General features: G+C 62.9%; 10 protein-coding genes and 7 pseudogenes. 8 read left to right on the top strand and 9 right to left on the bottom strand.

Annotation, left to right across the window (positions count from 1 at the left end; all coding sequences use genetic code 11):
- Positions 1-21: 21 nt before the first annotated feature.
- Positions 22-756, bottom strand: a complete 735-nt coding sequence (locus G6N41_RS14980) for a VIT1/CCC1 transporter family protein (protein WP_198913228.1) — start codon at positions 754-756, stop codon at positions 22-24.
- 125 nt (positions 757-881) lie between these two features.
- Here G6N41_RS14980 and G6N41_RS14975 point away from each other — a divergent pair.
- A pseudogene (locus G6N41_RS14975) lies at positions 882-2,825 on the top strand (acyl-CoA dehydrogenase family protein).
- Between the two features lie 104 nt (positions 2,826-2,929).
- Here the strand turns inward: G6N41_RS14975 and G6N41_RS14970 are convergent.
- Positions 2,930-4,588, bottom strand: coding sequence for a tryptophan halogenase family protein (locus tag G6N41_RS14970; protein WP_198913227.1), 1,659 nt, complete (start codon positions 4,586-4,588; stop codon positions 2,930-2,932).
- A 646-nt stretch (positions 4,589-5,234) separates the two neighbouring features.
- On the opposite strand from G6N41_RS14970, the pseudogene G6N41_RS14965 reads away from it, so the two are divergent.
- Positions 5,235-14,465: pseudogene (locus G6N41_RS14965) on the top strand (amino acid adenylation domain-containing protein); the annotation flags it as partial.
- Between the two features lie 43 nt (positions 14,466-14,508).
- On the opposite strand, the pseudogene G6N41_RS14960 reads toward G6N41_RS14965, so the two are convergent.
- A pseudogene (locus G6N41_RS14960) lies at positions 14,509-15,625 on the bottom strand (IS3 family transposase).
- Positions 15,626-15,678: 53 nt separating this feature from the next.
- Here G6N41_RS14960 and G6N41_RS30050 point away from each other — a divergent pair.
- From G6N41_RS30050 to G6N41_RS14945, 3 genes are all read left to right on the top strand, one after another.
- The gene (locus G6N41_RS30050) at positions 15,679-15,999 is read left to right on the top strand and encodes a phosphopantetheine-binding protein (protein ID WP_407663628.1); all 321 of its coding nucleotides are present in this window, start codon (positions 15,679-15,681) and stop codon (positions 15,997-15,999) included.
- A gap of 27 nt (positions 16,000-16,026) precedes the next feature.
- Positions 16,027-16,584: a flavin reductase family protein gene (locus G6N41_RS14950; RefSeq protein ID WP_198913225.1), complete on the top strand. Its 558-nt coding sequence runs from the start codon at positions 16,027-16,029 to the stop codon at positions 16,582-16,584.
- A 73-nt stretch (positions 16,585-16,657) separates the two neighbouring features.
- On the top strand, positions 16,658-16,825 hold the full coding sequence (locus tag G6N41_RS14945; protein WP_198913224.1) for a hypothetical protein: 168 nt from the start codon (positions 16,658-16,660) through the stop codon (positions 16,823-16,825).
- 25 nt (positions 16,826-16,850) lie between these two features.
- On the opposite strand, the pseudogene istB reads toward G6N41_RS14945, so the two are convergent.
- The 4 pseudogenes from istB to istA form a co-directional block, all read right to left on the bottom strand.
- Positions 16,851-17,662 (bottom strand): annotated as a pseudogene (istB, locus tag G6N41_RS14940) (IS21-like element helper ATPase IstB).
- A pseudogene (locus G6N41_RS14935) lies at positions 17,659-17,919 on the bottom strand (IS21 family transposase); the annotation flags it as partial. The pseudogenes G6N41_RS14935 and istB, both read right to left, overlap by 4 nt.
- Positions 17,920-17,929: 10 nt before the next feature.
- Positions 17,930-18,801 (bottom strand): annotated as a pseudogene (locus tag G6N41_RS14930) (IS5 family transposase).
- 47 nt (positions 18,802-18,848) lie between these two features.
- Positions 18,849-20,111, bottom strand: a pseudogene (istA, locus tag G6N41_RS14925) (IS21 family transposase); the annotation flags it as partial.
- A 168-nt stretch (positions 20,112-20,279) separates the two neighbouring features.
- Between istA and G6N41_RS14920 the strand changes: the two are divergent.
- From G6N41_RS14920 to G6N41_RS28630, 3 genes are all read left to right on the top strand, one after another.
- Positions 20,280-21,449: a cation:proton antiporter gene (locus G6N41_RS14920; RefSeq protein WP_231608495.1), complete on the top strand. Its 1,170-nt coding sequence runs from the start codon at positions 20,280-20,282 to the stop codon at positions 21,447-21,449.
- 75 nt (positions 21,450-21,524) lie between these two features.
- Positions 21,525-22,049, top strand: a complete 525-nt coding sequence (locus G6N41_RS14915) for a class I SAM-dependent methyltransferase (protein ID WP_231608493.1) — start codon at positions 21,525-21,527, stop codon at positions 22,047-22,049.
- A gap of 63 nt (positions 22,050-22,112) precedes the next feature.
- Positions 22,113-22,298, top strand: coding sequence for a hypothetical protein (locus G6N41_RS28630; protein ID WP_231608487.1), 186 nt, complete (start codon positions 22,113-22,115; stop codon positions 22,296-22,298).
- Positions 22,299-22,593: 295 nt separating this feature from the next.
- Here G6N41_RS28630 and G6N41_RS14910 read toward each other — a convergent pair whose 3' ends face one another.
- Both G6N41_RS14910 and G6N41_RS14905 read right to left on the bottom strand, forming a co-directional pair.
- Positions 22,594-24,117, bottom strand: a complete 1,524-nt coding sequence (locus G6N41_RS14910; protein ID WP_198967876.1) for a nitrate/nitrite transporter — start codon at positions 24,115-24,117, stop codon at positions 22,594-22,596.
- A gap of 223 nt (positions 24,118-24,340) precedes the next feature.
- Positions 24,341-24,817: an LppP/LprE family lipoprotein gene (locus G6N41_RS14905; protein WP_198913223.1), complete on the bottom strand. Its 477-nt coding sequence runs from the start codon at positions 24,815-24,817 to the stop codon at positions 24,341-24,343.
- Positions 24,818-25,223 lie beyond the last annotated feature (406 nt).

The following is a 25,223-nucleotide window of genomic DNA, read 5'->3' as shown; positions in this document are numbered from 1 at the left end:
GCAGCCGGCCGAGAAACGGTTTCACATCACCGAAGCGATAAGCAGCCCAACCAGATAGGTCGCGGCGACCGCGACCGAGCCGAATAGCAATTGCCGAAAAGCGCTCCACCAAATCGCTTTACGGGTGAACCTCGCGGTCACACCACCGGCGATAAACAGGCCGGCTCCACCGAAAATCAACCCAGCCGACAACGAGCCGAATCCCAGCAAGTAGGGAATCAACGGCATGACCGCACCGATGGCGAACATTGCGAAAGACGATATCGCGGCCGCCGATGCGGATGGCTTCTCGGCCGGGTGCACACCGATTTCTCCGACCATATGGAAGTTGACCGCCCGGTTCTCGTCGCGATGGATCTCGTCGGTGGCGGTCTGGGCGGTCTTTTCGGTCATCCCCATGTCCACCAACATCGCGACCAGCTCGGCCCGTTCTGCTTGCGGACGGGCACGCAACGCGCGACGTTCCACATGCACCTCGGAGTCGATCTGTTCGTTGGCCGTGGTCACCGAGGTGAATTCCCCCAGTGCCATGGAGAACGCGCCCGCCAGCAATCCGGCGATGCCACTGACGATGGTGGCGTGAACGCTCTCGGCCGCCGCGACACCGGCGATCAGGCTGGTATTGCTGACCAGACCATCCATCGCGCCGAAAGCTGCGGCTCGCAACCAGCCTCCGCTCACATCGGAGTGCGCGTGCACAACGTCGAGAGCCGATTCGGGGTTGTGATTGGAATCGGTTGGTTCTGCGGTCGACATCGCAATATCTAAACCCACCGCGGCCTCCGCTGATCGGTCAGGATGGGCCCCCGACGGCCTCCGATGGACCAAACCCGAGACGCTGGTGTCTCCCACACCCCGGTTTAGCGAGCTACGGTTCGGGTATGGCGCCGGACATGACCAACACAGCCAAACATCTGCGCGACGCCCTCGACGGCCGGTTCCGCGACGTGAAAATCGAGATGCGGCAGCAACTGACCCTGGAGATATTCCGGCCGCACTACACACCGAACACCGTCATCGCGCGCGCCAAAGTTGCCGAACAGATGAAATTCATGGCCGGGGCGGGAGCGGCCGAGGACAGCTTCCGCAAAGAACATGGCGGCACCGGCAATGTGGGTGCGGCCATCACCATGATCGAGATGCTGGCGATGTCAGACCTGTCGCTGATGGTCAAGGCGGGCGTCCAATGGGGACTGTTCGGCGGCGCGGTCGAAAATCTGGGCACCGAGCGCCACCACGAACAGTACGTCCCAAAGATCATTGACCTGCAGCTGCGCGGCTGCTTCGCGATGACCGAGACCGGACACGGCAGCGATGTCCAGTCACTGGAAACCATGGCGACCTACGACGCCGATACCGAGGAGTTCATCATCGACTCCCCGACCCCTACCGCCCGCAAGGACTACATCGGCGGCGCGGCCGAAACCGCAACCATAGCAGCGGTTTTCGCGCAGCTGATCACTCAGATCGACGGCGAACAAGCCAATCACGGGGTGCACTGTTTCTTGGTTCCGATCCGCGACGAGGACGGCAACGATCTGCCAGGTGTGACGACCTCGGACTGCCACTACAAGGGTGGGCTGCCGGGCGTCGACAACGGCCGCATCACCTTTGATCACGTTCGGATTCCCCGGGTGAACCTGCTGAACAGGTACGGCGACGTGGCCACCGACGGCACCTACAGCTCGCCGATCGACAATCCCAACCGCAGGTTCTTCACCATGATCGGCACGCTGATCCGTGGCCGGGTCACCGTTGGCGGCAGCGCGGCTGCGGCCGCTCGGGTTGCACTGGACATTGCCACCCGATATGCGTTGCAGCGCAGGCAGTTCAGTGCACCCGATGACGACGACAGCGAAGTGCTGATCATGGACTACCTGATGCACCAGCGCAGGCTGTTCCCGCTGATCGCGCGATCGTATGCGCTGCAGTTCGCACAGAACGAACTGGTGTCGAAATGTCATGACCTGCAGACAACGGACTCCCCCGACGCCGAAGAGCAGCGCGAACTGGAGGCTCGCGCCGCCGGCCTGAAGGCCGCCAACACCTGGCACGCCAGCCGTGCCATTCAGGAAGCGCGCGAAGCGTGCGGCGGCGCCGGCTACATGGCCGAGAATCGGCTGATCGCGTTGCGGGCCGACACCGACGTGTTCACCACATTCGAAGGCGACAACCACGTGCTGACCCAACTGGTCGCCAAGGAGCTGCTCACCGCGTACGCCGACGACATCCGCAGTATGAGCCCGGTCGAGTGGGTGCGTTTCGCGGCCAACGCGGTCGGCGACCGGGTGATGAAGCGCACCGCGGCCGAAGCGATCATGCAGCGGATCGTCGACGCCCGCCAGGACAACGAAGAAGAAGGCAGCCTGTTCAACCGCGGCACCCAAGTCAAGATGTTCGAAGATCGCGAAGACTATCTGTTGTCCTCGGTGGCTCGGCGGCTGCAGAACAAATCCAACGAAATGTCGGCGTTTGATGCCTTCAACGCGGTCCAGGACCACGTGCTCCATGCCGCACAGGCCCATATCGACCGGGTGGTTCTCGAGGCTTTCGTCGCCGGCATCGAGTAATGCACCGACGAGCAGGCCCGCGAGCTATTGGGGGTCGTCTGCGACTTGTACGCGTTGTCGGTAATCGAGGAAGACAAGGCGTGGTACATCGAGCACCGGTACCTCTCGACCGAACGCGCCAAGGCAGTCACCCGAGGCATCAACGATCGATGCCGGGTGCTGCGCCCGCACGCCAGGACGCTGGTGGACGGTTTCGGCATCCCGAAGCCCCTGCGTTACGCCGAGATGCTGCATCCCGAGAATCTTCCCGACTGAGATCGGCCCGCTCAGCGTCCGCCTCGGTCCCCCGACCCGGGTAAGGGGGCCGAGGCCGAACGCCTCGCACCGACCAGCCATTTGGTCGTTGGCCAGCGGGCTGCTCAGGCGACGAACGTGACTTCTGGCTCCATCGGATCGTTGGGCTCCATGTCCTTGCCGTGGAGCTTGAGCAGATATTCGTAGTTGGAGGGCAACGTTTCAACCAGATGCCGCTGCTTTTGCTTCACATCCAGGAACAGCGCATCCGCTTCGTGGATAGCCTCCGACTGGTAGTTGATCGCCGGCAGTGTGTGATCAGGCAGCACCCCCAAGCCGGCGAAAATGCAGTAGTAGCTGCCGTTGGTCCAGAAGTTCTCGAACTCCGCGTCGAAGTTCGAGTAGTACGACGACTCCGTGGCAATTGGCGGGTTGACCGGCACGCCTGCCTTGTACATCGCAACCTTCTCCTTGATGGAATCGGTCAACGTGAGTTCCTTGTTGGCGCGCCAGAATTCGGTATCGGTGCGAGGAGAGAAGTAGAAGTGGGCCTGCAGGAAATCGCGGGTCTCGTCGAATAGGGTATCGATCTTTCGGTTGAACCGATCGATGAGCACCGGGTCAAAGCGGCAGTCCGGGAAGTGCTTGGCCAACTGGTATAGGGCCGCGTAGATCAAAAAGATTCCGGTCGACTCCAACGGCTCCAGGAAGCACGAGGAGAGGCCGACGCTCACCACGTTCTTCACCCATGACCGGCGGTTGCGTCCCACCCGGAACCGAATCTTGTTCAGCGGCGTGTCTTCCGGGTCGAGTTGCCACAAGGTGCAGAAGTCGCGAATGGCCTCGTCTTGTGATGCGAATTGACTGGAGTACACGTATCCCGACCCGAAGCGACCGAGCAACGGCGTGCGCCACGTCCAACCGGACTTCATTGCGATCGCCGAGGTGTAGGGCTCAATACCGTTGGCCGCATCGTCATGGCGGATCGGTGTGGCGACCGCACTGTCACACAGCAGGTGGTCGTTCATGTCGATGAACGGCTCGTTCATCGCTTCATTGATCAGCAATCCGCGAAAGCCTGAGCAGTCGACAAACAGGTCTCCATCGAGTCGGTGACCTTCCTCGGTTCGCAGCGCGGTGATGTACCCGTTGCTGTCCTTTTCAGCCGAGGTCATCTTTTCCTGCACGTGCACGACACCAAGGTTCTTGGTGGCGAAGCGTCGCAAGAAGTCCGCTACCAGTGCCGCGTCGAAGTGCCAGGCGTAGTAGGTGGCCTGAGTCCCGTCCAGGTACCGAGGCGCCTTCATGGCGTCCATGATCGCGGGCTCACGGAAGCACGCATAGTCGAAAGGCTCGTAGGTTCCCCCCTTTAGCTGATTGCGGGCCCAATAGTGCGATAGTGGAATGTGCTGCGGGGACGGCAGCAGTCCGAACGGGTGGTAGAAGTGGTCCGGCCGCCCCTGCCATTGACGGGCGACAGGTGATCCCTCACCCGGGGTGCGCCAGTTGATGAACTTGACCGCCGTCTTGAAGCTGGCGTTGCACTCGCGCATCCACTCGTCCTCGGGGATGCGGAGGAAGTCAAACACCACCCGCTGCAGATTCGGGACGGTGGCCTCGCCGACCCCGATACGCGGAACGGAGGGCGCCTCCAGGACGGTGATTTCTACATTGCCCTGCAGCGCTTTCCCAAGATATGCAGCCGTCATCAGATATGCAGCCGTCATCCATCCAGCGGTGCCACCGCCGAGAACTACGACCTTCTTGATCAGGTTGTCATCCACAGACTTCAATTCCTTTCCGATTGGTCGGCCGATCGCATAGGTGCGGTCTGGTCCAGGTGCTCTGACGTTGCTGGCGTGTCGCTCCAGCCGGTGCGGGCGACGGCGCCGTCCCGAGTCCGATCACGGAGCGGCAGCAATACAGCTGCCGCGGGAAGGACCGACTTCCACACTTTCGCGGCGCTGCTGGACGCCGCGAAAAATCCACTGAGCTTGACTAATTCGTCTCCCGGCCAGACATCCAAGCCGGCTAGCTGGCCGCCCGGACTCGAGACAGCGCGCGGCAAGGCACACCCGGGGGGAAGCAAGGGCCGTGCCGCGGGCCGAGTCCAGGACGTGGGTGGCACTACGGTCGAGCCGTGCGACCGCCGATTCGGCCACCCGACCCAGCATATATAGCTTGTCTGCGTTATTAACCATTGACCGCGCTTCAGGGATAGAGGCCGACCAGATGGCAAATCGATAACAACCCGCTCTTGGCATGGCGAACTTTCGCTGTGGGCTCAGTAGACGCCGCCCAACAGTAGGACCGCATCTCCGGTAAAGTCAACCAATTAAATAGTAGTTTTGTTGACTAGTTACTACCATGTCTATTCATGTTTAACACAGTCGCCAACCGGCCGGCGCCAACCGAATCGAGAGAACGCGGATGACGGCTACTGTCCAGGACGAGACAGCGGACGACGGCGCCAGCCAGCCTGAAGGCAAACATCAAGCGGGCGCGGATTCACCCACCCCGCCAAGTGCAGATTGCACCTTGGGCAGAGGCCGCGCTGACGCTCGACAGTTCGGCAATGCGCGCACCACAGCCGACGGCGACCGGGTCGACCTGCCGAGCCTAGTCGCGGACGCCGAACAGATGGGCGGCACAACACCAGTTCAAGCGGATCTTCTGGTCGTGCACCACGCGGCTCTGCAAGCTGTACTCCGATACGGAAGCCAACATCTACAGTCACGTCACATCGAACATATGCGCTCCGGAAATATGGTAGGCGCGCTCGCCATCACTGAGCCCGATGTGTCGGGGTCCAATCTGCACTGCCTCACCAGCAAATCAGTCAGAGATGGCGACGATTGGGTGATGTCCGGGGCGAAGTCCGCCATCACCGGAGCACCGTTGGCCGCATTCTTCGTCACTCTGATCCCGTTCATCGTTGACGGCGGCGTGGCGTTGACGACCGTGTTGGTGCCATCCGACAGTCCGGGAGTCACCATCCAGCCTCCCGAGGACATGTATGGATTGTGGTCCGTGCCGGTCTCCGGCGTTCGCTACGAGAACGTGTGCATACAGAGCTGGCAAATTCTTGGGGAGGTCGGCTGCGGAGTGGACGTCATCAGTGAGAGTTTGCTAGTTGGACGAATCTGCGCGGGTGCGATCAGCCTTGGCGTGCTCAAACGCTGCGCTCAATTGATGTACCGCTTCGCGTCACGTCGGCAGGTGAGCACCGGCCGCCTTGCCGACGACCCGGTGTTCCAGCGCCGGATCTCTCGTATCACGGCCGAAATTGCCGCTGTGGAGGCCCTACTCTCCACCATCACAATGGAATTCGAGGTACCCCAAGAGATAGCTCTGGCATTGAAGGTGGCCTCCTCGGAGTTCGCCCACCGCGCCACCGACGATGCGATGCAAACGCTCGGCTGGAGAGGCTACATGGAGGCCAGCGGCGTGGCCGAACTGATGCGCGATGTCCGCTTCCTGCGGATCGGCGAGGGGCCCTCTGAGGCCCTCTTGACCGAGTTGGGTAGCCGGTTGGCCGCGCACGACGACACCATCTACGACTGGATCGCCGACCGTGACCCCTCGTCGGATGCAACTGGTCGGCTCCGCGAGACGGTCAGCGAGCTCACCGCAGAAAGCTCGACTGGCCTCTTCTGCGACCTTGGCTGGTTTGGCGTGTGGGCGATCCTGGATGCGGTGGTACCGCGGGGATCCGCGGCCAGCGCCCTCATTGAGAATGCTTGGCATCTGGCCCGTGCCAACGCGACGGCGCGACCGGCAACGGGCAGCGATTTTCTGCAGTCAATACCAAACTTTGCCGATTCGGTCGGCGCGCTTGACGAGTTTCTGTCCTGCCACGCAACGGAAATCGACCCGACACTGCACCCCACACGGGGCAAAGGCAGACAAGGCGAGCCACTCGTCGGACCCGAAACTCCAGGTTGGCAAGAGACCGTGCACAACCTGGTCTACGCCCAAATCGCACGAACCCCTGATGCAATCGCCCTACAGGATGCCAGCGGGCACCGGATCACGTACGCCGAGCTCGGAGAGCACGCGGACGCGCTCGCCAATCGCCTTCGCACGCAGGGAGTGCGAAACGGCGATGTGATCGGGGTCTTCCTCAGCCGCGACGCTCGGATGGCCATCGCCGCAATCGCCGTTTTGCGGGTCGGCGCGGTATTGCTCATGCTCAATCCTGCCCACCCAACTCGCCGGGTGGGCGACATGGTCGCTGACGCGGACGTCGGCTGCATCGTCGCGGACGAGCAGACCCGCGCGCTGCTTCCAGCGAATGCGCCAGAGTTGATCATCGCCGATGGCAGCGGTGAGCCCGGCCCGGCAATTTCGCGATTGGACCCCCGTGCTCCCGCGTACATCTATTTCACATCCGGCTCGACCGGGCGCCCCAAGCCGGTGCTCATCTCGCACCGTTCGCTGGCCAATCAACTGCTTTGTCGACGTGACGAACTCGGCCTAGGTGTCGGTGATGCGGTGCTGCAGACAACCGAACCAACCTTCGACATCTTTCTGTGGGAGATCTTTGGCCCACTTTCTGTCGGTGGCCGACTGGTGTTCCCCGCGCTGGGCCCCGGCGAGTGGAATGCCCATCAGATAGTCGAACACATCCGGCGACTAGGCATCACGGCGATGCAGTTCGTGCCGTCCCAACTGGACGTAGTACTCGAGGAGCCAAGGCTGCGCGAGTGCCGCAGCTTGCGGTATGTGTTCTGTGGCGGCGAGCCACTACCAATAGCGCTGTGCCGCAGGGTAGCCGAAGCGCTCCCCCATGCGGAGATGGTCAATTACTACGGGGCTACCGAGACCACCTTCGATGCCTCCTTCTGGCGAGTCGACGTCACTGACACGGCCACCTGGGCACCCATCGGTCGCCCAATCGCCAACGTTCGCCTATACGTTGTGGACAAGGAAGGTGCTCTCGTTCCCGAGGAGCAGGCGGGCGAGCTGTGGATCGGCGGAGCCTGCGTGGGGATGGGCTATCGCGGCCTACCGGCTTTGACCGCGGAGCGCTTTCGTCCGGATGTACGCTCCGCGGAACCGGATGCGAAGGTGTATCGCACCGGCGATCGGGTGCGCCAGCGAGCGGACGGGACGCTGGAATTCCTGGGGCGGATGGACCGCCAACTCAAGTTGCGCGGTGTGCGAATCGAGCCGACCGAGGTGGAGCGGGCCCTGTGCGGGCACCCCGGCGTCCAGCAAGCGGTAGTCGATATCAAGGAACGCGGCTCCGGCGAAAGAGTCCTCGCAGCATACATCGTTGCCCGTGCCCCGGAAGCCGTCGTCGACCCCGATGCTGTGCTCGAGACCGCGCGCAGAAGGCTTCCCAGCACCATGGTGCCCGGCGCAGTGATTGTGCTCGATGCTCTACCCCGCACGCCGGCGGGCAAAGTCGACACCTCGGCACTGCCACCGGTCCCAGCCATAGCCGGCACCGCCGGCTCTGGTGGGTTACCCGAACGACTCGTCCCGCTGGCCAACATCTGGGAGGAGATACTCGGTACCCCGGTGACCAATCAGGAAGCGGACTTCTTCCGGATCGGCGGGCACTCCCTGGCGGCATCACGGGTGATCATCCGGGTTCGCGAGCGGATGGGCGTGACGCTTCAGTTGCGCGACTTTGTGCACGCCGGAACCCTCACCGCCCTCGGTGATCTCATCGAACAGCGATCCGGGCAGGTATCACCCGCCGATGAAGCCGCGATGAGCGGACCCACTCCGGCCGACAGATCCACGCCTCTGCCGTTGGCGCCCATGCAGGCAAATCTGTGGTACTTGCAACAGCTGGTGCCGACGATGACGGCTTACAACATTCCCGCCGCCGTCCGAATCCGAGGCCCCGTGGACGTCGCCCGCATCGAAGGCGCGTTCGCGTCGGTAGCGGCCCGGCATGAAGCGCTACGGACGATCTTCCCGGAGCACAACGGGCAGCCGACTCAGATCATCCTCCCACCAGGCCCAATCCCACTGCAGCAAGCCGACCTTCGTGATCTTCCCGAGGACGACCGCGAAGCGGCCGCCATCGGGCGGATCCAGGAGATGCTGGCCGTCCCGTTCGACTTGTCGGAAGCACCGCCGGTGCGGGTGCTGCTCATTGCCGTCGCCGAGGATGACCACTACCTGGCCTGGAGCATGCACCACATCGTCGCCGACGGCTGGTCGGCCGCGGGATTGTTGAACAGCGAGTTGAGCAAGGCCTACGGGAATTCGCGCGATGACCAGGCCCTGCCGCGCTTGCCCATTCAGCCGATTGACTACGAGCAGTGGATGGTGCGCTGGCTGACGGCGCAGCGGCGCGCAGCGCTGGAAGGGTATTGGCGCGATCATCTATGTGACGCCCCGCCCGAAATCGACCTCCCGCGAGATTTCGTCCGCCCCTCCGTCGGGAAGTTCCGAGGCGCACGCGTTCCGATCTCGATCGGCGATGGTGACCGGGCTGCGTTGCGGGACATGGCGCGCCGGCATGGCGCCACGCCATACAGTGTGCTGGTCGCGGCATTCACGACTTGGGTCGCCGGCCGGGGCCAGCAGCGCGACATCGTCGTCGGCGGAGTCACCGCAGGCCGCAACCACTCCAGCATCGAACACGTGATTGGCAATTTCGCCAGCATCCTCCCGTTGCGCTGCCGATTGGGTGACAACCCGACATTCGCGGAGCTGGTGGTGCGCACCCGCGACGAGATCCGGGCGATGGTCGACCACAGTGCGCTGTCGTTTCCCGACATCGTCAATGTCGTCCGGCCAGAACGACTCGGTACTCGCAACCCGATCTTCCAAGCTGCCGTGTCGCTATTCGACGGTGACATCTCGCCGCTGCGCATCGACGGCGCGCAGGTCAACGCCATCAGTGTCGATCCCGGATCGGCCAAGTTCGACTTGCTGGCCTCGTTCACCGACGACGGTGCGGCGCTGTGGGGTTTCCTGGAATACGACGTCGAGCTGTTCTCACAGTCGACAGCTGGGCGGCTGGCCGCCGAATTCGTCGAGGCGCTGGGCTTGCTTGCCCGGACGCCCGGATGCCGCATCGAAGACTACGTGGACCGCCTCCGATCTGCCCCAGACGTTGGGCCCGCACCCCTGACCCTTGCCCAACAGCGGATTTGGCTGCTCGACCGGTTGAACCTTGGCGGCCCCGAGTTGTGCTCCCAGCGATACTTCGACCTGAGCGGCGAGATTGACGTGACGGCACTATGCCAAGCACTCGACCTTCTCGTACAGCGCCACCCAGCCCTACGAACAGCGTTTCCCTCGGATGAGCGCGGTGCGCACCAGATCATCGGGAAGCCCGCCGATGTCGCAGTGCACGACCTGCGCGACCACAATCCTGCGGAGCGCGAAGCATTGCTGACAACGCTGATCGAATCCGATGCCGCCACGCCGATAGACATCACAACGACCCCTCCACTGCGGGCGACGGTATTCGTGGTCGACGACGGCCATGTCGTCCTCGGCTTGAACTGTCACCACATTGGCGCGGATGTGTGGGCGGAGGCGACGATGTTCGCCGAGCTATCCAACATCTATGCCGAATTGGACGAGGACGGCGAGAATTCCAAGACCGCCATGAGCCCGGGAACACCGTTGGCGGAGGTCGCTGCGACAAGGACCATGGGGGAACTGGCGCACGCCGAGATCGCCAATGCGTCCCGCCCGCCGAACGCCGCGAGCGTGGAGTTCTGGACAGCCGCCTTGACCGATGTTCCAGGGCGGATCGAGCTTCCCACCGACCTTCCGCAACCGCCCGCCCTGTCGTTTCGGGGTGCCCGAGTCGAGGTCCGGTTGCCCGGCGACATTCTTCGGCGCCTTGACGACTTCGCCATGGCGTCAGGCGTGGATCGCTCGACCGTCGTGCTCGGGATGTGGCAGCACCTCCTGCACCGCTACAGCGGTCAAGAGACGGTGCTGGTGGGCGTGCCAGTGCCGAACCGGCCATCCGAGGTGCCCCCGGCAACGATCGGCTATTTCTCGAACCTGCTGCCGGTGCGCTCAGACCTGGTACCCGAGTTGACACTACGGACCCAACCAACCCGTACGGCCGCCCAGCTCGCCGAGGTGACCGCCCACGGCGAAATTCCATTCGCCTACTTGCTGGAACGCTTTGGCTCACGGCTGCAAAAGTCAGCGTCGCTGACTGAGGTGTCCTTCGTACCCGAAATTGCCCTCGCCCGCGGTCCACGGTTCGACCGGGTGCAAACCACTCCGGTGGCACATGATCCCAAGCGCGCCCAATTCAAGCTCGGACTGGTCCTGCAGTCCGACGACAAGGATCTGTATATGACCTTCGATTTCAGCACCGCGCTGTGGGCCCCCCGGACCATCGAGCGGATGGCCCAACACCTGGTCACCCTGCTCACCCGTGGGTTGGCTGAGCCGGACGTCCCGTTGAGAAGCCTCGCCATGCTGAGCGCTCATGAAATCGAAGAGTTGCGTTCTGTCGACGGGCGTCGTGATATCCCCCATCGGCACCGAACGTTGCACCTGGGCTTCGAAGCCCAGGTGGACGCGGCTCCGAAGGCGGAGGCCGTACGGTTCGACGGGAGCGGCCTGACCTACACGGAGCTCGACGCGGCAGCCAATCGGTTGGCCAGGTTGTTGATGTCCAACGGGGTAGTCCGCGGGGACAAGGTGGCGCTCTTGCTCGAGCGCACCCATCTCATTCCGATCGCTGTGCTGGCCATCGTCAAGACCGGCGCGGCCTATGTCCCAATCGACGCCAGCTGGCCGGCAAGCCGGGCGGAGCTGGTACTTGCGGACTCCGCTCCCTCGGCCATTCTGACCGAATCCTCGTTGCGGCACGTGGTGTCCGGATACGACACCACGATCCTCGAGTTGGACTCGATGGAGATCTCCGATCAACCCGCGCAACGGGTCCAGGTCGAGGTCGACTCCGAAGACGTCGCCTATGTCATCTATACGTCGGGGTCCACTGGCCGCCCCAAGGGTGTCGAGGTGACCCATCACAACGTGATGCGTCTGTTCAGTGCGACCGAGGAACTATTCACCTTCACCAACAAAGACCGTTGGTCGATGTTTCACTCCATCGCGTTCGACTTCTCGGTCTGGGAGCTCTGGGGGGCATTGCTTCACGGCGGGTGCGTGGTGGTGGTGCCTTATCTGGTGACCCGAAACCCGGTCGCCTTCCGCGAGTTGCTCACCGCCGAGCGGATCACCGTCCTCAATCAAACCCCCTCGGCATTTCGGATTTTGCGCGACGCGGACGCCAACGCCAACGCCAACGCCAACGACGGACTCTTCTTGCGCTACGTGATCTTCGGCGGGGAGAGCCTGAATTTTGCTGATCTGCTCCCCTGGATCGATGCGCACGGCGACGCACGCCCCGAACTGATCAACATGTACGGCATCACCGAGACAACGGTGCATGTGACGTTCCGCCGGGTGCGTCGCGAAGATGTCCTCGGCGCCAACGGTTCCAACATCGGCCGCCCGCTGCCGGACCTGGAGTGCCTGCTAACCGACCCGGCGGGCAATCTGGTCCCCTACGGAGTGCGGGGAGAGATCTGCGTTGGCGGTCACGGGTTGGCCAATGGGTACCTGGGCCAGCCGGAGTTGACTAGCCAGCGTTTCATTCCACACCCGTTTCGCGGCGGGGAGCGCCTCTACCGATCCGGTGATGCCGGGCGACGCTTGCCCAGTGGCGAAATCGAGTACCTGGGCCGTCTCGACAACCAGGTTCAGCTCCGGGGCTTTCGCATCGAACTCGGCGAGGTGGAAACCGCACTCCTCGCGCTCGACGGAGTAACGGCCTGCCATGCGATGGTACGCGCCGATGGAGGCGAATCCCGTTTGGTGGCATACGTTGTCACTCGCTCCGGCGAACAGCCGAAAATCGGCCCGACCCGCCGGAGCCTGGCAGCGCGCCTACCTGACTACATGTTGCCGGCAGCCATCGTCGCCGTGGAGTCCCTGCCGCTCACCGTGAACGGCAAGATCGACCAGCAGGCGTTGCCGGAGCCGACGGGGGCTTCCACATCGACGGACGTTGACCCGCCCGGGGCCAGCGACGGTGCTGCGCAAACCAACGCCACTGTATTACGCACCTCGGCGAAACATCGTGGCGGCGCCGTGCTCGATCAGATCCGGCACATCTTCGCTCAGGCCCTGGACCTGGACTCCATTGCTTCATCGGACAACTTCTTCGAGATTGGTGGCGACTCGATGCGCGCGGTGCGGGTCTCGGTCAAGGCCAAAGAACTCGGCCTCGCGGTATCGGTGCAAGATTTGTTCCAGTATCAAACGCCGGAAGAGCTCGCCGCAGGGCTGACGTCTGCCGAGTCAGCCGAGAGCGACACTTCAGGCGTTGAATCCTGCTCAGCAGCAATGTTGTTGGAGTCCGGGGCGGAGAGCGACCTCCCCACAACCGCGACAGACGCCTATCCATTGGCAGCCTTGCAGGCGGGGATGCTCTTTCACAGTCGGGTCGACGGGCCCAGTGTCTATCACGACGTGTTCAACTACCTGGTTCGGGCGCAGTGGGACGAGACCGCCTTCCGCGCCGCCCTGGACGAGATCACGGCCAGAAACCCGATTCTGCGCACGACCTTCGAGCTCGCCGCATACTCGCAGCCACTGCAGATAGTGCACGAATCGGTGGCAACACCGCTCACAATTGTTGATCTGTCTGGTCTTTCGGAATCCGATCAAGAGGCTGCACTATCGAGGTGGATGGACAACGAGGCCCACTCCCCCATCGAATGACAGAGCTGCACCCCATTTGCGGTGGTAATCCATCTGCGTGATGGCAACCGGTTCGAACTTGGGCTAACTTTCCACCACGCACTGCTGGACGGCTGGAGCGTGGTTGAACTGCAACGAGACCTCCTGATCAGCTACGACACCTTTAGGAGACGTGGAGCGGCGCCGTTCCGCGCGCCGCTGCAGACCAGCTTTCGCGACTTTGTCGCACTCGAGCGTCAAGCGGAGCGCAGTTCCTCGAAAGTCTTCTGGCGCAAACAGCTTCAAGGGATCGAAACCGCGAATTTTGCCGGCGAACGATCCGGCCCTAGCCGCCTCGAGACCAGATGGTGGGAGTTTCCGCGTGATATCGAAGCGCGCCTGTCCGAGGTGGCCCGCAATCGCCGTGTACCGCTGAAGAGCACGCTGCTCGCCGCACACATGGTGGCCAACGCCCGACTCGCCGCTACCGACGATGTGGTCAGCGGCTTGGTCGTCAACGGCCGGCCGGAAACCGACGACTCCGCCCACGTACTCGGCATGTTCCTCAACACGGTCCCGCTGCGGATGCGATTGACCTCGACCGACTACACCGGGCTCATTGATGAGGTCTTCGCCGCAGAACGCGCTGTGCTGCCGCATCGTCGAGTCCCGTTGCGGACAATTCAGCGCGACATCGGAATCGGCGAACTCTTCCAGACAGCGTTCAATTTCGTCAGCCTGGACCACACCCAGGACACTGCGGATCTCCCCGCGGAGCGGTCCACGATCGTACGGCGAAAACTGATAGAACACACCAACCTTCCCCTGGTAACCGTGTTCGTGAAAGAGAACGACACGCTTGGCATCGGAATCGAATTCGATCCGCGCATCCTCCAAACCGAACAAGTCAGCGCGATCGTCGATGCCTACCGTGATGCGGTTGCTGCCATCGCGAACGGGGGGTCGGCACTGGCCTGACCCCGTGAACTGGTCCGCGGCGAACGAGAGTCATTCATCGGTGGGTACAGGCGGCAGCATAGCGGGCAGGCGGTAGGTAGCCCAGCGATGAATGCCGCCGATGATGGTTGTACTCGTGCTTCCAGTCGCCGATGACGACACGGGCCTGGGCCAGTGACCAGAAGCTATTGATGTTGAGGCACTCGTCGCGGATGCGGGAGTTGAACGACTCAACATAGCCGTTGCGCCACGGCTCGCCGGGCGGGATGAAGTGGAGTCCGACCTGGCCCTCGGCCCAGTCTGCCATTGCGCTGCAAGCCAATTCGGGTCCGTTGTCACACCGCAGCACCGCGGGTAAGGCCCCGCGCCCGGCGGCTATGCGGCCCAACTCCTCGGTGAGGTGATCACCGGTGATGCTGCGCTCGACCATACCGCCGAGGCATTGGCGGGTGTGCTCGTCGATGATCGACACGATCTTGATCGGCCGCCCATCGGTGGTCACGTCGAACTGGAAGTCCACCGCCCACACCCGATCGGGTGCATCGGCGACTACCCTGGCGGGGCGGTGGAGGTGCCGTGCCGTTTGCACTTGCGACGCTGCGGGACCCGCAGTCCTTCCTCACGCCAAAGCCGTTGCACCTTCTTATGGTTCACTTCCCAGCCTTCGCCGCGGGCATCGTGGTAGGCCGGTCGGAACCCGCGACGAGGATGCTTGTTGGCGTAGTCGCGTAGCCACTCCCTCAGAGCGGCGTCCGGATCGGCCGGCGTGCCCGCAACCGGTTCGTGGCGTTGGGTGGCGCGGTGCTGCCCGGTGACGCGGCAGGCAAACCGCTCGCTGACCCCCAGCACGCGCTGGAGATGACGAACGGCCGCCCGCCGGCGCTCCGGGCCTAAAAGTTTCCCCGGGCGATCTCCCACAGCGCGTCCTTCTCCAACTCGGCATCGGCCAACAACCTTTTGAGTGCGACGTTCTCGCGTTCGAGGTCCTTGAGCCGTTTAGCGTCCTCGGCCTTCAGGCCGCCGAACTGGTTGCGCCACCGGTGGTAGGTAGCCTCAGAGACCCCCAGCTCGCGGCAGACCGCCGCGGTGTCCTTGCACTCGGCCAACAGCCCGTCCGCGGTCATCAGCTTGCGCACAATCTGCTCCGGACTGTGCCGTTTCCTCGTCGCCATGATCTTGTCGAGCCTTCCTGCCCACAACGTGGGCCACAAGACTCTCACAAGCCGTGGATCAACCGATCGGGGTCAGGCCAGCACCGTTGCCCAGGTTCGGGGCGGAAGCTGCGCTGAATCTTCTCCATCCCACTCGCCGTATCGCTGCACACATATCCGACGATGCGCGCTCCCGGGTTCGCGAGGACCTAAGGCGCATTTGGGAAGACGTTTTGGACCGGTCCGTGGACACCACTGACAGCGTGGGAGATAGCGGTGGCGACTCCATTCACGCCCTGGTACTCAGCGAGCGGATCGCAAAGGCATTCGCCTGTGATTCCCCCTCGTGCAACTCCTTCAGGGCGCCACGGTGGAGCAACTTGTCGCACTACTGACCAACTAACCAGGAAGACGAGTCCACGATGTCTGTTGACGCCACAAACACCGCGGCCGAACAGGGCCCGGAGATCCTTACACCGGACGTGTTTCGCGAGTTCATGAGCAGCTATCCCAGCGGCGTAACCATAGTCACCGCCTACGACCACGATGGCGCTCCCCGCGGATTCACCTGCTCCTCGATGTGCAGCGTGACCATGGAGCCTCCGACCTTGCTGCTGTGCGTGAACACCCGCAGTGCCACCCTGGATGCGGTTCAAGACTGCACGCGCTTCGCCGTGAATCTGTTGCACAGCGGCGGCGAGTCCGCCGCCCGCGTCTTTTCCTCCGTTCAAGAGGACCGCTTCAGCAAGGTTCGCTGGCGAGCGAGCACCGCAGGCGGACTGCCCATTTTGTACGAAGACGCCCACGCCATCGCTGAATGTCGCCTCACGGCCACCCGCAACGTGGGAACCCACACAGTTCTGTTCGGCGAGATCGACGCCATCATTCTGGATCACCAACCGCTTCACTACCGCGCAGATATGAAACCGCTGCTGTATTGCCGGCGACAGTTCACCGCGTTCACGACCCAGCAGCCGTAGGCCCGATCCCACCAGCCAGCTCTTCGCATCAGAAAGCGAAGGCGTCGCCCAGCACGAGAAAAGGGAGAAGCACGTGCGCGCCGACGAACTCTTGGATTTCTTTCTACAGTTCGGACTGCTGTTACTCGCCGCCACGATTCTTGGCAGAGTGGCCATTCGGCTGGGAATGCCCGCAATCGCTGGTGAGTTGTTCGCCGGGGTGTCAATGGCCAAGTTGAAGTATCCGCTGGTGGCCAGATAGAAGTATCCACCCCGGGCGGTAGTTCCTAGGTTGGTGTGGGTTGCTCCTTCCGGTGCTGGGCGTCCTTCATGCGGTAGGAGTCGCCGTCGGTGATGACGAGGGTGGCGTGGTGTAGCAGGCGGTTGAGGATGCTGACTGCGGTGGTCTGCTCGGGCAGGAACCGGCCCCATTGTTCGAAGGGCCAGTGTGACCCGATGGCCAGGCTGCGGCGTTCGTAGGCGCCGGCGACCAAGCGGAACAGCAGTTGGGTACCGGTGTCATCGAGTGGGGCGAAGCCGAGTTCGTCCAAGATGATCAGGTCGACCCGCAGCAGCGATTCGATGATCTTGCCGACGGTGTTGTCGGCCAGGCCGCGGTAGAGGGTCTCGACGAGATCAGCGGCGGTGAAGTAGCGGACCCTGAGCCCGGCGTGGATCGCCGCGGTCCCCAACCCGATCAGGGTGTGGGATTTGCCGGTGCCGGCCGGGCCGATGATCGCCAGGTTCTGTTGGGCCCGTATCCATTCCAGACTTGACAGGTAGTCGAAAACCTTCGGCGGGATCGACGAGGCGGCCACGTCGAAGGACTCCAACGTTTTCGAGACGGGGAACGCGGCGGCCTTGAGCCGGTTGACGATGTTGGAGGCATCCCGGGCGGCCAGTTCGGTCTCGACGAGCGTGCGCAGCACTTCCTCAGGAGTCCAGCGTTGGGTCTTGGCGGTCAGCAAGACCTCGGTGCGCTGCGCCGCACCGCGGCCAACTTCAACCGCCGCAGCCCGGCATCCAGATCAGCGGCCAGCGGCGGCACCGACGGCGGCGCCACGGGTTCGACGGCAGTCGTTGGTGATGTCGTGGTCATGAGATCACCTCGTCATCGGCTCCGACGGGTCCGATCTTGTAGGCGTCCAGGGAACGCATCGGGGCGACCGGTAGGTCCAGAATCAGCGCATCCCCGGCAGGGCGGGGTTGTGGGGTTCCGGTGCCCGCGGCCAGGATGGAGCGCACGTCGGCGGCCCGGAACCGGCGAAACGCTACCGCCCGGTGCAGCGCCGCGATCAGCGCGTCGGTGCCGTGGGCGGCCCCCAGGGCGAGCAGGATCTCCAGCTCTGCGGCTAGGTCCTGTCTGCTAATTGCGGACGCGGTGGTAGGTTATGATGGCGGCCAGGGTGACACCGCCGAGGTAGGTCAGGGCGTATTTGTCGTAGCAGGTGGCGACCGCGCGCCAGTGTTTGAGCCGGTTGAAGCTTCGCTCGACGGTGTTACGGTGCTTGTAGATTCGGCCTGAGAACCCCGGAGGCCGTCCTCCGTTGCGGCCTTTGGCTTTGCGGCGGGTGATCTGGTCGCTGCGCTCGGGGATGGTATGGGCGATCTTGAGCCGGCGCAGCTGTGCCCGCGTCGAGTCATGGGAGTACGCCTTGTCCGCCAGCAGGCGAAACGGGGCGTATGAGTTGCTGCACCGGGCGGCCAGCAATGGCCAAAGCATCGGATTATCACCGGCTTGACCGGCCGACAGTGCCAGGGTGACCGGACTGCACAGCTGGTCGGTCAAGGCGTGGATCTTGGTAGTCAGCCCGCCGCGGGAACGCCCAATGGCGTGGTCATCGGGCTCATCGAGATATTTCTTGTAATTCGACAGATCCCCTGTGCGGCGCCCGGGCGCGCTCCGGCTGCGTGTTGGTGGGCGCGCACACTGGTCGAATCGACCGACAACAGTGCGCCCAGGTCGGCGTCCTCGGCGTCGAGGTCAGAGGCGATCGCCGCGAAGATCCGCGCGTAGATGCCATCGACCGACCAGCGTAGATGCCTCTCGGCCACCGATTGCCAGGGACCGAAGTGCTCGGGCAGGTCACACCACGGAGATCACGTACGGTAACGCCAGATAATGCCCTCCAGAGTATGTCGATGATCGTTCCACGGCCGGCCACGCCGCCGCCCCGCAGGCAACACCGCCACGATCAGCGACCACAAATCATCAGAAATCGCATGCGTCCGCATCACCCAAACAGCATCAGCCAAAACACCATTCACATTAAGCAGACACGCCCTAGGCGGGTGTTGCCGATCGCCGCGGCGCCGACGAGGAATGCCTCGGCGTCCGCGCCGAGGGCGCAGAACTGCTTCTCCACGCTGGTCTTGGGCCGCGGGCCCCGACTCGGTGCCAGCCTTGGCCCGTCGTAGTGCTCATCGAGGATCGACGCTGAGCCTGGGGCGACCAGTTCGTGTTCGGCCACGATCATCCCGGTAGCCGGTTCGACCAGGCAGACCGCGCCGTGATCGACCACCACTGCCACGGTGGTGCCGATCAGCCGGGTGGGTACCGAGTAGCGGGCCGAGCCGTAGCGCACACAGGAGAGTCGGTCGACCTTGCGCAGCACCGTGGGCGCCCCGATCTGTAAGCGCAACGATGGAAGTGGTTGCAGTACTTGGCGTTCGGAGACCAACCGTTCGTCGGGAATCGCCTGAATCTCCGAGTGCGCCAGGGCATTGACCTCGTCGCACCACGCCGCCGCAGCGGCGTTGGCGGCCCGGATGTCGATCGGCACGCCGTCGACAGCGGACTGGGTCAGCAGCGGCACCGCCAGGTCGCGTTGGGCATAGCCGCACAGGTTCTCCACGATGCCCTTGGATTGTGGGTCGTTGGCGTGACAGAAGTCCGGGGCGAACCCGTAATGGGTGGCCAGTCGGATGTAATCCGGGGTCGGGACGACCACATTGGCGACTACCCCGCCTTTGAGGCAGGCCATCCGATCAGCCAGCACCCACGCCGGGACCCCGCCGATCGCCGACAGGGTTTCGGCGATCAACGCCAGCGTGGTCGAGGCCTTCTGGTCGGCGGCGAAACGCACGAATCGCCACCGGGAGAATGCCAGCACCGCGCAGAACAGGAACAATCCCGGTGCCGCTTGGGCCCAGTCGATCACCAGGTACTGCCCTGGTGACCATACCGCTGGACGGCGCCCGCAGTGATTGGCGCTGCGCCACAACGTCTTCGCCTCGGCAACAAGACGCCGGAAGTTGCGATCCGAGCCTTGGTAGCCTGCGGTGCGGGCGATCGGCAGCAGCCGCTTGGCCGAGATCCGGCCTCCAGATTTCTCGACACGTTCGGCGACCAGCTCGGCCACCGAATCGTAGTTGTGCCCTCGTTCGGCCCGCCGTGCCGGCGGTATGCCGGCCTGGTCGGCCTCGAATTTGTCGATGATCTTCTTGACGGTGCGATGCGTGGTGCCGCACGCGTCGGCGGCGGCCCGGTACGACCCGAGCTGTTGATCGGCAGAAATGATGTCCATGCGGTCCTTCACAGACTTCAATGGAACTCCCCGGTGGTGATGGCCATTGGTTGGCGCCTTCACCGTCACCATCGGGGCCCACAGTTCCTGATCGACACGACGAACACGGGGTGGATACTTTTATCTGGCCAAAACTGGATACCTCGACTTGGCCACCAGTGGCTACTTTTTCATGGCCACGGACACGGGGTGCTGCTCGGACCATCGGTACTCGGTCAGATTGCACCCGGATTATCCAGTTGGCTGCTGCCCGAGCAAGTCAGCGAGCGGTTGGGCCTTGACGCGGTCGGCACCTTCGGGGTGCTACTGCTGATGGGCCTTAGCGGGATGCAGGTTGACTTGAATCTGCTGAAATCCAACCGGCTTGCCATCACCAAAATCAGCGCGGCTTGTCTACTCGTCCCGGTCGTGTTTGGCCTCGGTATCGGGTTACTGATGCCGAGCGTGCTGACAGGTGGCTCCAACCGCCTCGTCTTCGCGCTGTTCCTCGCCGTTGCGCTCTCGGTCAGCGCGATCGCGGTGATTGTCAAGACGCTCTCCGACCTTGGCTTGATGCACCGCGATATCGCTCAACTCATTTTGGCTACGGCGGTCATCGACAACGTAATAGCTTGGGTATTGCTGTCCGTCGTCTGCGCCATGGCAATCGCTCATCTATCCGTAGGCACCGTGCTGTTGACCGTCTTCTTGATCATTTCGGTTGTGGCGGCAACGATTATCGGCCGCAAAATAGTCGAAGTCTTCGTCAACAGTCGCCAGCAACCAGCAGCGGCCGAACATTCCGCTGGCCCACGGCCCATCCTGGCCTACGCAGTCGGGCTGGTAATGCTGGCGGCCGCCGCAACTCACGCCCTAAAACTGGAACCGGTCCTAGGTGCGTTTGCCGCAGGAATCGTGTTGGCAGCGTTGCCACCGGACCGCCGCAGCGGCCTTGATTCGCTACATCCGGTTGTCAACAATGTTCTCGCTCCGCTGTATTTCGCCACCGCCGGGCTGCAGGCGGACCTCACGGGGCTAGCGGACAGGACCACGCTTGCCGCGGCGCTCGTGGTACTTGCAGCCGCCGTGGCTAGCAAGTTTCTCGGAGCCTACATCGGCACCAAGAGCAGCGGGCGTAGTAGCGCCGAGGCCGTCGCGCTCGGTGCAGGACTAAACGCGCGAGGCGTTATTCAGATCATCATCGCCGATACCGCATACGACCTGGGAATATTCAACGACAGTTTCTATACGATTGTTTTACTCACCGCCATCGCAACATCCGTAATGGCCGCGCCGATCCTTCGATTTGCCACAGCACGCATTGCGGCCGATCCGGACGATGAAATTCGCCGACAGGATGCCCTCCCAGAAGGCCATTAGTCGACCTCTCAACAGTTCCGCTAGCGGAATCTAGCGGGCTATCAGCACCGCCAGCAAAGTAAGGAGCAACTGACCATGCACACCGATCGCCAGGAATTGACTCGCCAAAAATACAACAAAATTGCGGCACAATATGTCGCCGGCATGATAAACATGGCGCTCTACCATGATTTGTGCCAGAAGCCGGTCATCATGGACGCCCTCACCGAAGCTGCCGGCAAGAGCCTGCTCGACCTGGCCTGTGGGGACGGGTTCTACACGAGGCAGTTTCGCACTCTTGTCAAAGCGGGACCCGTCAGCGGCTCCGACCTGTCAGCTGAGCTCATCAGCCTCGCAGTGAGTCAGGAGAACCAGAAGCCACTGGGGATCAACTACCGGGTCGACGATATCTTGAATCTGCAGGAATCGCGGACCTTCAATACTGTGACAGCAATTCATCTTCTTCACTACATGCCGGATCCGGTGAGGCTGGAAACCGCAATGCGTAACGTTTATCGGTTGCTCGAGCCAGGCGGCCGCTTCGTCTCCTTCAGCTTCAACCCCGATTTCCGAATCGAACTCCATGACAGGAATGACTCGGAGGAGAAGTTCGGCTACTAAGTCTCCAAGGCCGAGGAAAAGAACGGCGGATTGGTTCATTTTCATCCAGCCCGAGTCGAGGGCTTGGTGTTCGAAGTGTATCGGTGGCATAAATCCTGCATCGAGGATATTGCATCGGTGGTCGGCTTCACCAATATTGAGTGGCGGTCTCCATTCGTAGCGAAAGTCGGGCTAGATGAATTTGGCGCCGACTTCTTCGAGAACCACATCAATAATCCACAAGGAAAGTTGCTGATCCTCACCCGCTAGATCGGACCCGGCCAGGTTGGCGACCGGCACCAGTGGGCGGGCCCTTGTTTGGGTGTCTGAGTTCCTTGGGCCCGCCGGGTTCCGACGCCAGCTGGCCGGGGCGATCACCGCTTTCGCACTAGAAACCCCATAGCACGCAGGCCGATCGAGCCGCACTGGGCGTTGCGCGTTGCGCAGCGCGACCTGGCCAGCGAACGTGCCGAGGCGGTCAACCGGGCATCCACCATCGATGCCCCGTGCCGCCCGCCAGCACTCCGGTTGATGGTCAGCCGCAGCCGCGCGTCGGGTGCGAGCCCTAGGATCCAAGCAGCTCCGCCGCCGCGGGTGCCGGCTGCGGTGCGATAGCCGGCGGCAGGGCCTGAATGCCAACCACCGGGCGGCGCACGTAGACCTTCCACGTCAACGCGGCCGCGCCGGCATAGAACACCATGAAGAGCCAGAACGCGTCGGTCGTCGTGCCCGTGGCGACGAAGGACTCGCGCAATGCAAGGTTGATCCCGACCCCGCCGAGGGCACCCAGCGCCGAGACGAACCCGATCACCACCCCGGATATGACGCGCGGCCGGTCGCGGTGATCGAGTCCTCCGACACTCGGGCCATGATCCAAGGAGCGCCCGCATGCCGCGAAAATCGTCGGAATCATCTTGTAGACAGACCCGTTGCCCAAGCCGGCCAAGACGAACAAAGCGATGAAGCAGCCGACGTAGCCGGTCATGGTGGCTCCGCGCATCGGGCCACTGTGCCGACCTTCCAGGCTGCTTGCGCTGATCAACAGCCCGGCAACGACTGTCATCGCAACGAATACCACGAGGGTGATCCGGCTCCCGCCCAGCCGGTCGGCCAGTCTGCCACCGTAGATGCGGGCCACCGCGGCAAGCAGCGGACCGAGGAAGGCCAGTTCGGCCGCGTGCAAGGTGGCCTGGGCAGCGTGTTCGCCAATCGCCATGAAGTTGGTCTGCAAGACCTGCCCGAAGGCGAACGAGAACCCGATGAACGAACCGAAGGTGCCCAGGTAGAGCAGCGACAGCAGGTAGGTGTCGCGGTTGGCCAGGACCGTGGTGACGATCGGGCGCATATGGCGGGCCTTAACCCGGTGCTGCACAACGTTGTTCATGGACAGCGCCACTCCGATTGCGGCGATCGCAAGGAACACCGAATACAGCGCGCAGATCAGGTACGGCTTGCCTTCGCCGGCAACGGCGATAATCAGCAGACCCATCAACTGGATTGCCGGAACGCCGAGATTTCCTATGCCGCCGGCAATTCCGAGCGCTGATCCTTTGAGTCGGTGGGGGTAGAAAGCGTTGGCGTTGTTCATCGAGGCCGCGAAGTTGCCACCGCCCAGCCCGCTTAGCGCCGCGCACACCAGATACGGCCAGAGCGGCAGGCCCGGGTGCAGCAAGAGCACCATGGTGCCAACGACGGGAAGCAACAGCACGGCCGCGGAGAAGGTGGCCCAGTTTCGGCCGCCGAAAACCGTGGTGGCAACCGAATAGGGGATCCGCAGGCCAGCCCCAACCAGTGTCGCGACCATGTCGAGCAGAAACTTGTCGCCGGCGGAAAAGCCATAGACATTCTCGGGCATGAACAACACCAGCACCGGCCACAGCGTCCACACCGAGTAGCCCAGGTGCACGGTCACCACCGACCAGAGCAGGTTGCGCCGTGCGATGCGCTTGTTGCCGGCCTCCCAGGCCACCAGATCCTCAGCGTCCCAATGGGAGATGTGACGGGAGCCACCCCAGCGCCTGGTTACAGCTTTCGAGCGGCCGGGACTGCTCTGCGACTCTTCGCGGTGCAGCAGCATCTGCTGTTCCATCACCCTCCTTAGACCCGCCTCCTGAGAAGCGACAACGATTTCCCAGCGTGCCAAAACTCGGGCTGCCAGGCACCTCGTAGGCAGCCTGAAACTGCTGGGGAACTGCTGTAAAACTGCTGTAGAGAGGGCAAATCCAGTGATGTCGAGCACACCACTGCCGGGTTGGGGGGTGCTTCACAGCGAGTAGTTGCTGAGGCGAGACGGAAACGACCGCTTAGCGCGGCTATTGGTGTGGTATCGGACCGAGCGCCTTGAGCTTGCCGTCCGGCCCGACCTGGAATCGCACGGTGCCGCTACCGGTCGGACAGCACTGCGGATCGCTACCCACCCGCCACTGGTACTGGACCGTCACGGTGTCCTGGCTGGAGGGAAGCACCCTTATATTGGGCTTCGGGTTGCGGGTTGGTGAGCCCAACGGGGTGTTGTGGTCGAAGAACAGCAGCTGTTGCGGAGTCGATTCGGAGGCGATGGTGGGGATTATCTGCACCCAGTACAAGCGGCAGTTCTTGGTGTGTCCCCGCGCGATTTCGACCCAAGTCGAGTTCGGCACCCCGACGGGAACCGCGGCAATGGCTTGACGCACCGTCTGGGAGGTCGGCCCATCGGAGTTCTTGCAGGTATCCGGCGCGGTAGTCGGCCGTGGCGCAGACTTGTGGCCGCAACCGGGGGCACCCAATCCCAGGACCAGCCCCAGGATCATCAGAATCACACGCAGGTGACGGTGCACTTCGCGAGCTTAGCGAAGTCTGTGAACCCCTTGGACAACGTCTGTAGACCCCGAAATACCAAGGTCAGGATCACGGCGCGGGAAGGCGCGTCTCGCGAGCTTGACGCAAACTGTGAATGTCCCCCGGATTTCGTTAAACCGCAGCTCAGGCGACTGATGATGGTGTCTTGGGCGGTAGCCTGGCGACAGATAGCCGGGTCGACGAAGACCTTGGGGATGACCGGAATCGGCTCAACTGCATAACCAAGGTTTTGGTGCCGTTTCCAACAACGCACCGGCAGGCCCGGCCCGCTGCGAGGAAACCGTAAAACGGCCGAAACCTTCGACATCCCGCGCTGAAACATCCTTATCGCAAGATTTCAGCGCATAACCCCTTGTG

This window comes from Mycobacterium shottsii (assembly GCF_010728525.1).
Classification (GTDB): domain Bacteria; phylum Actinomycetota; class Actinomycetes; order Mycobacteriales; family Mycobacteriaceae; genus Mycobacterium; species Mycobacterium marinum.
The sequence above is the reverse complement of the archived record's forward strand: the minus strand, read 5'-3'. Positions and strand labels throughout refer to the sequence as shown.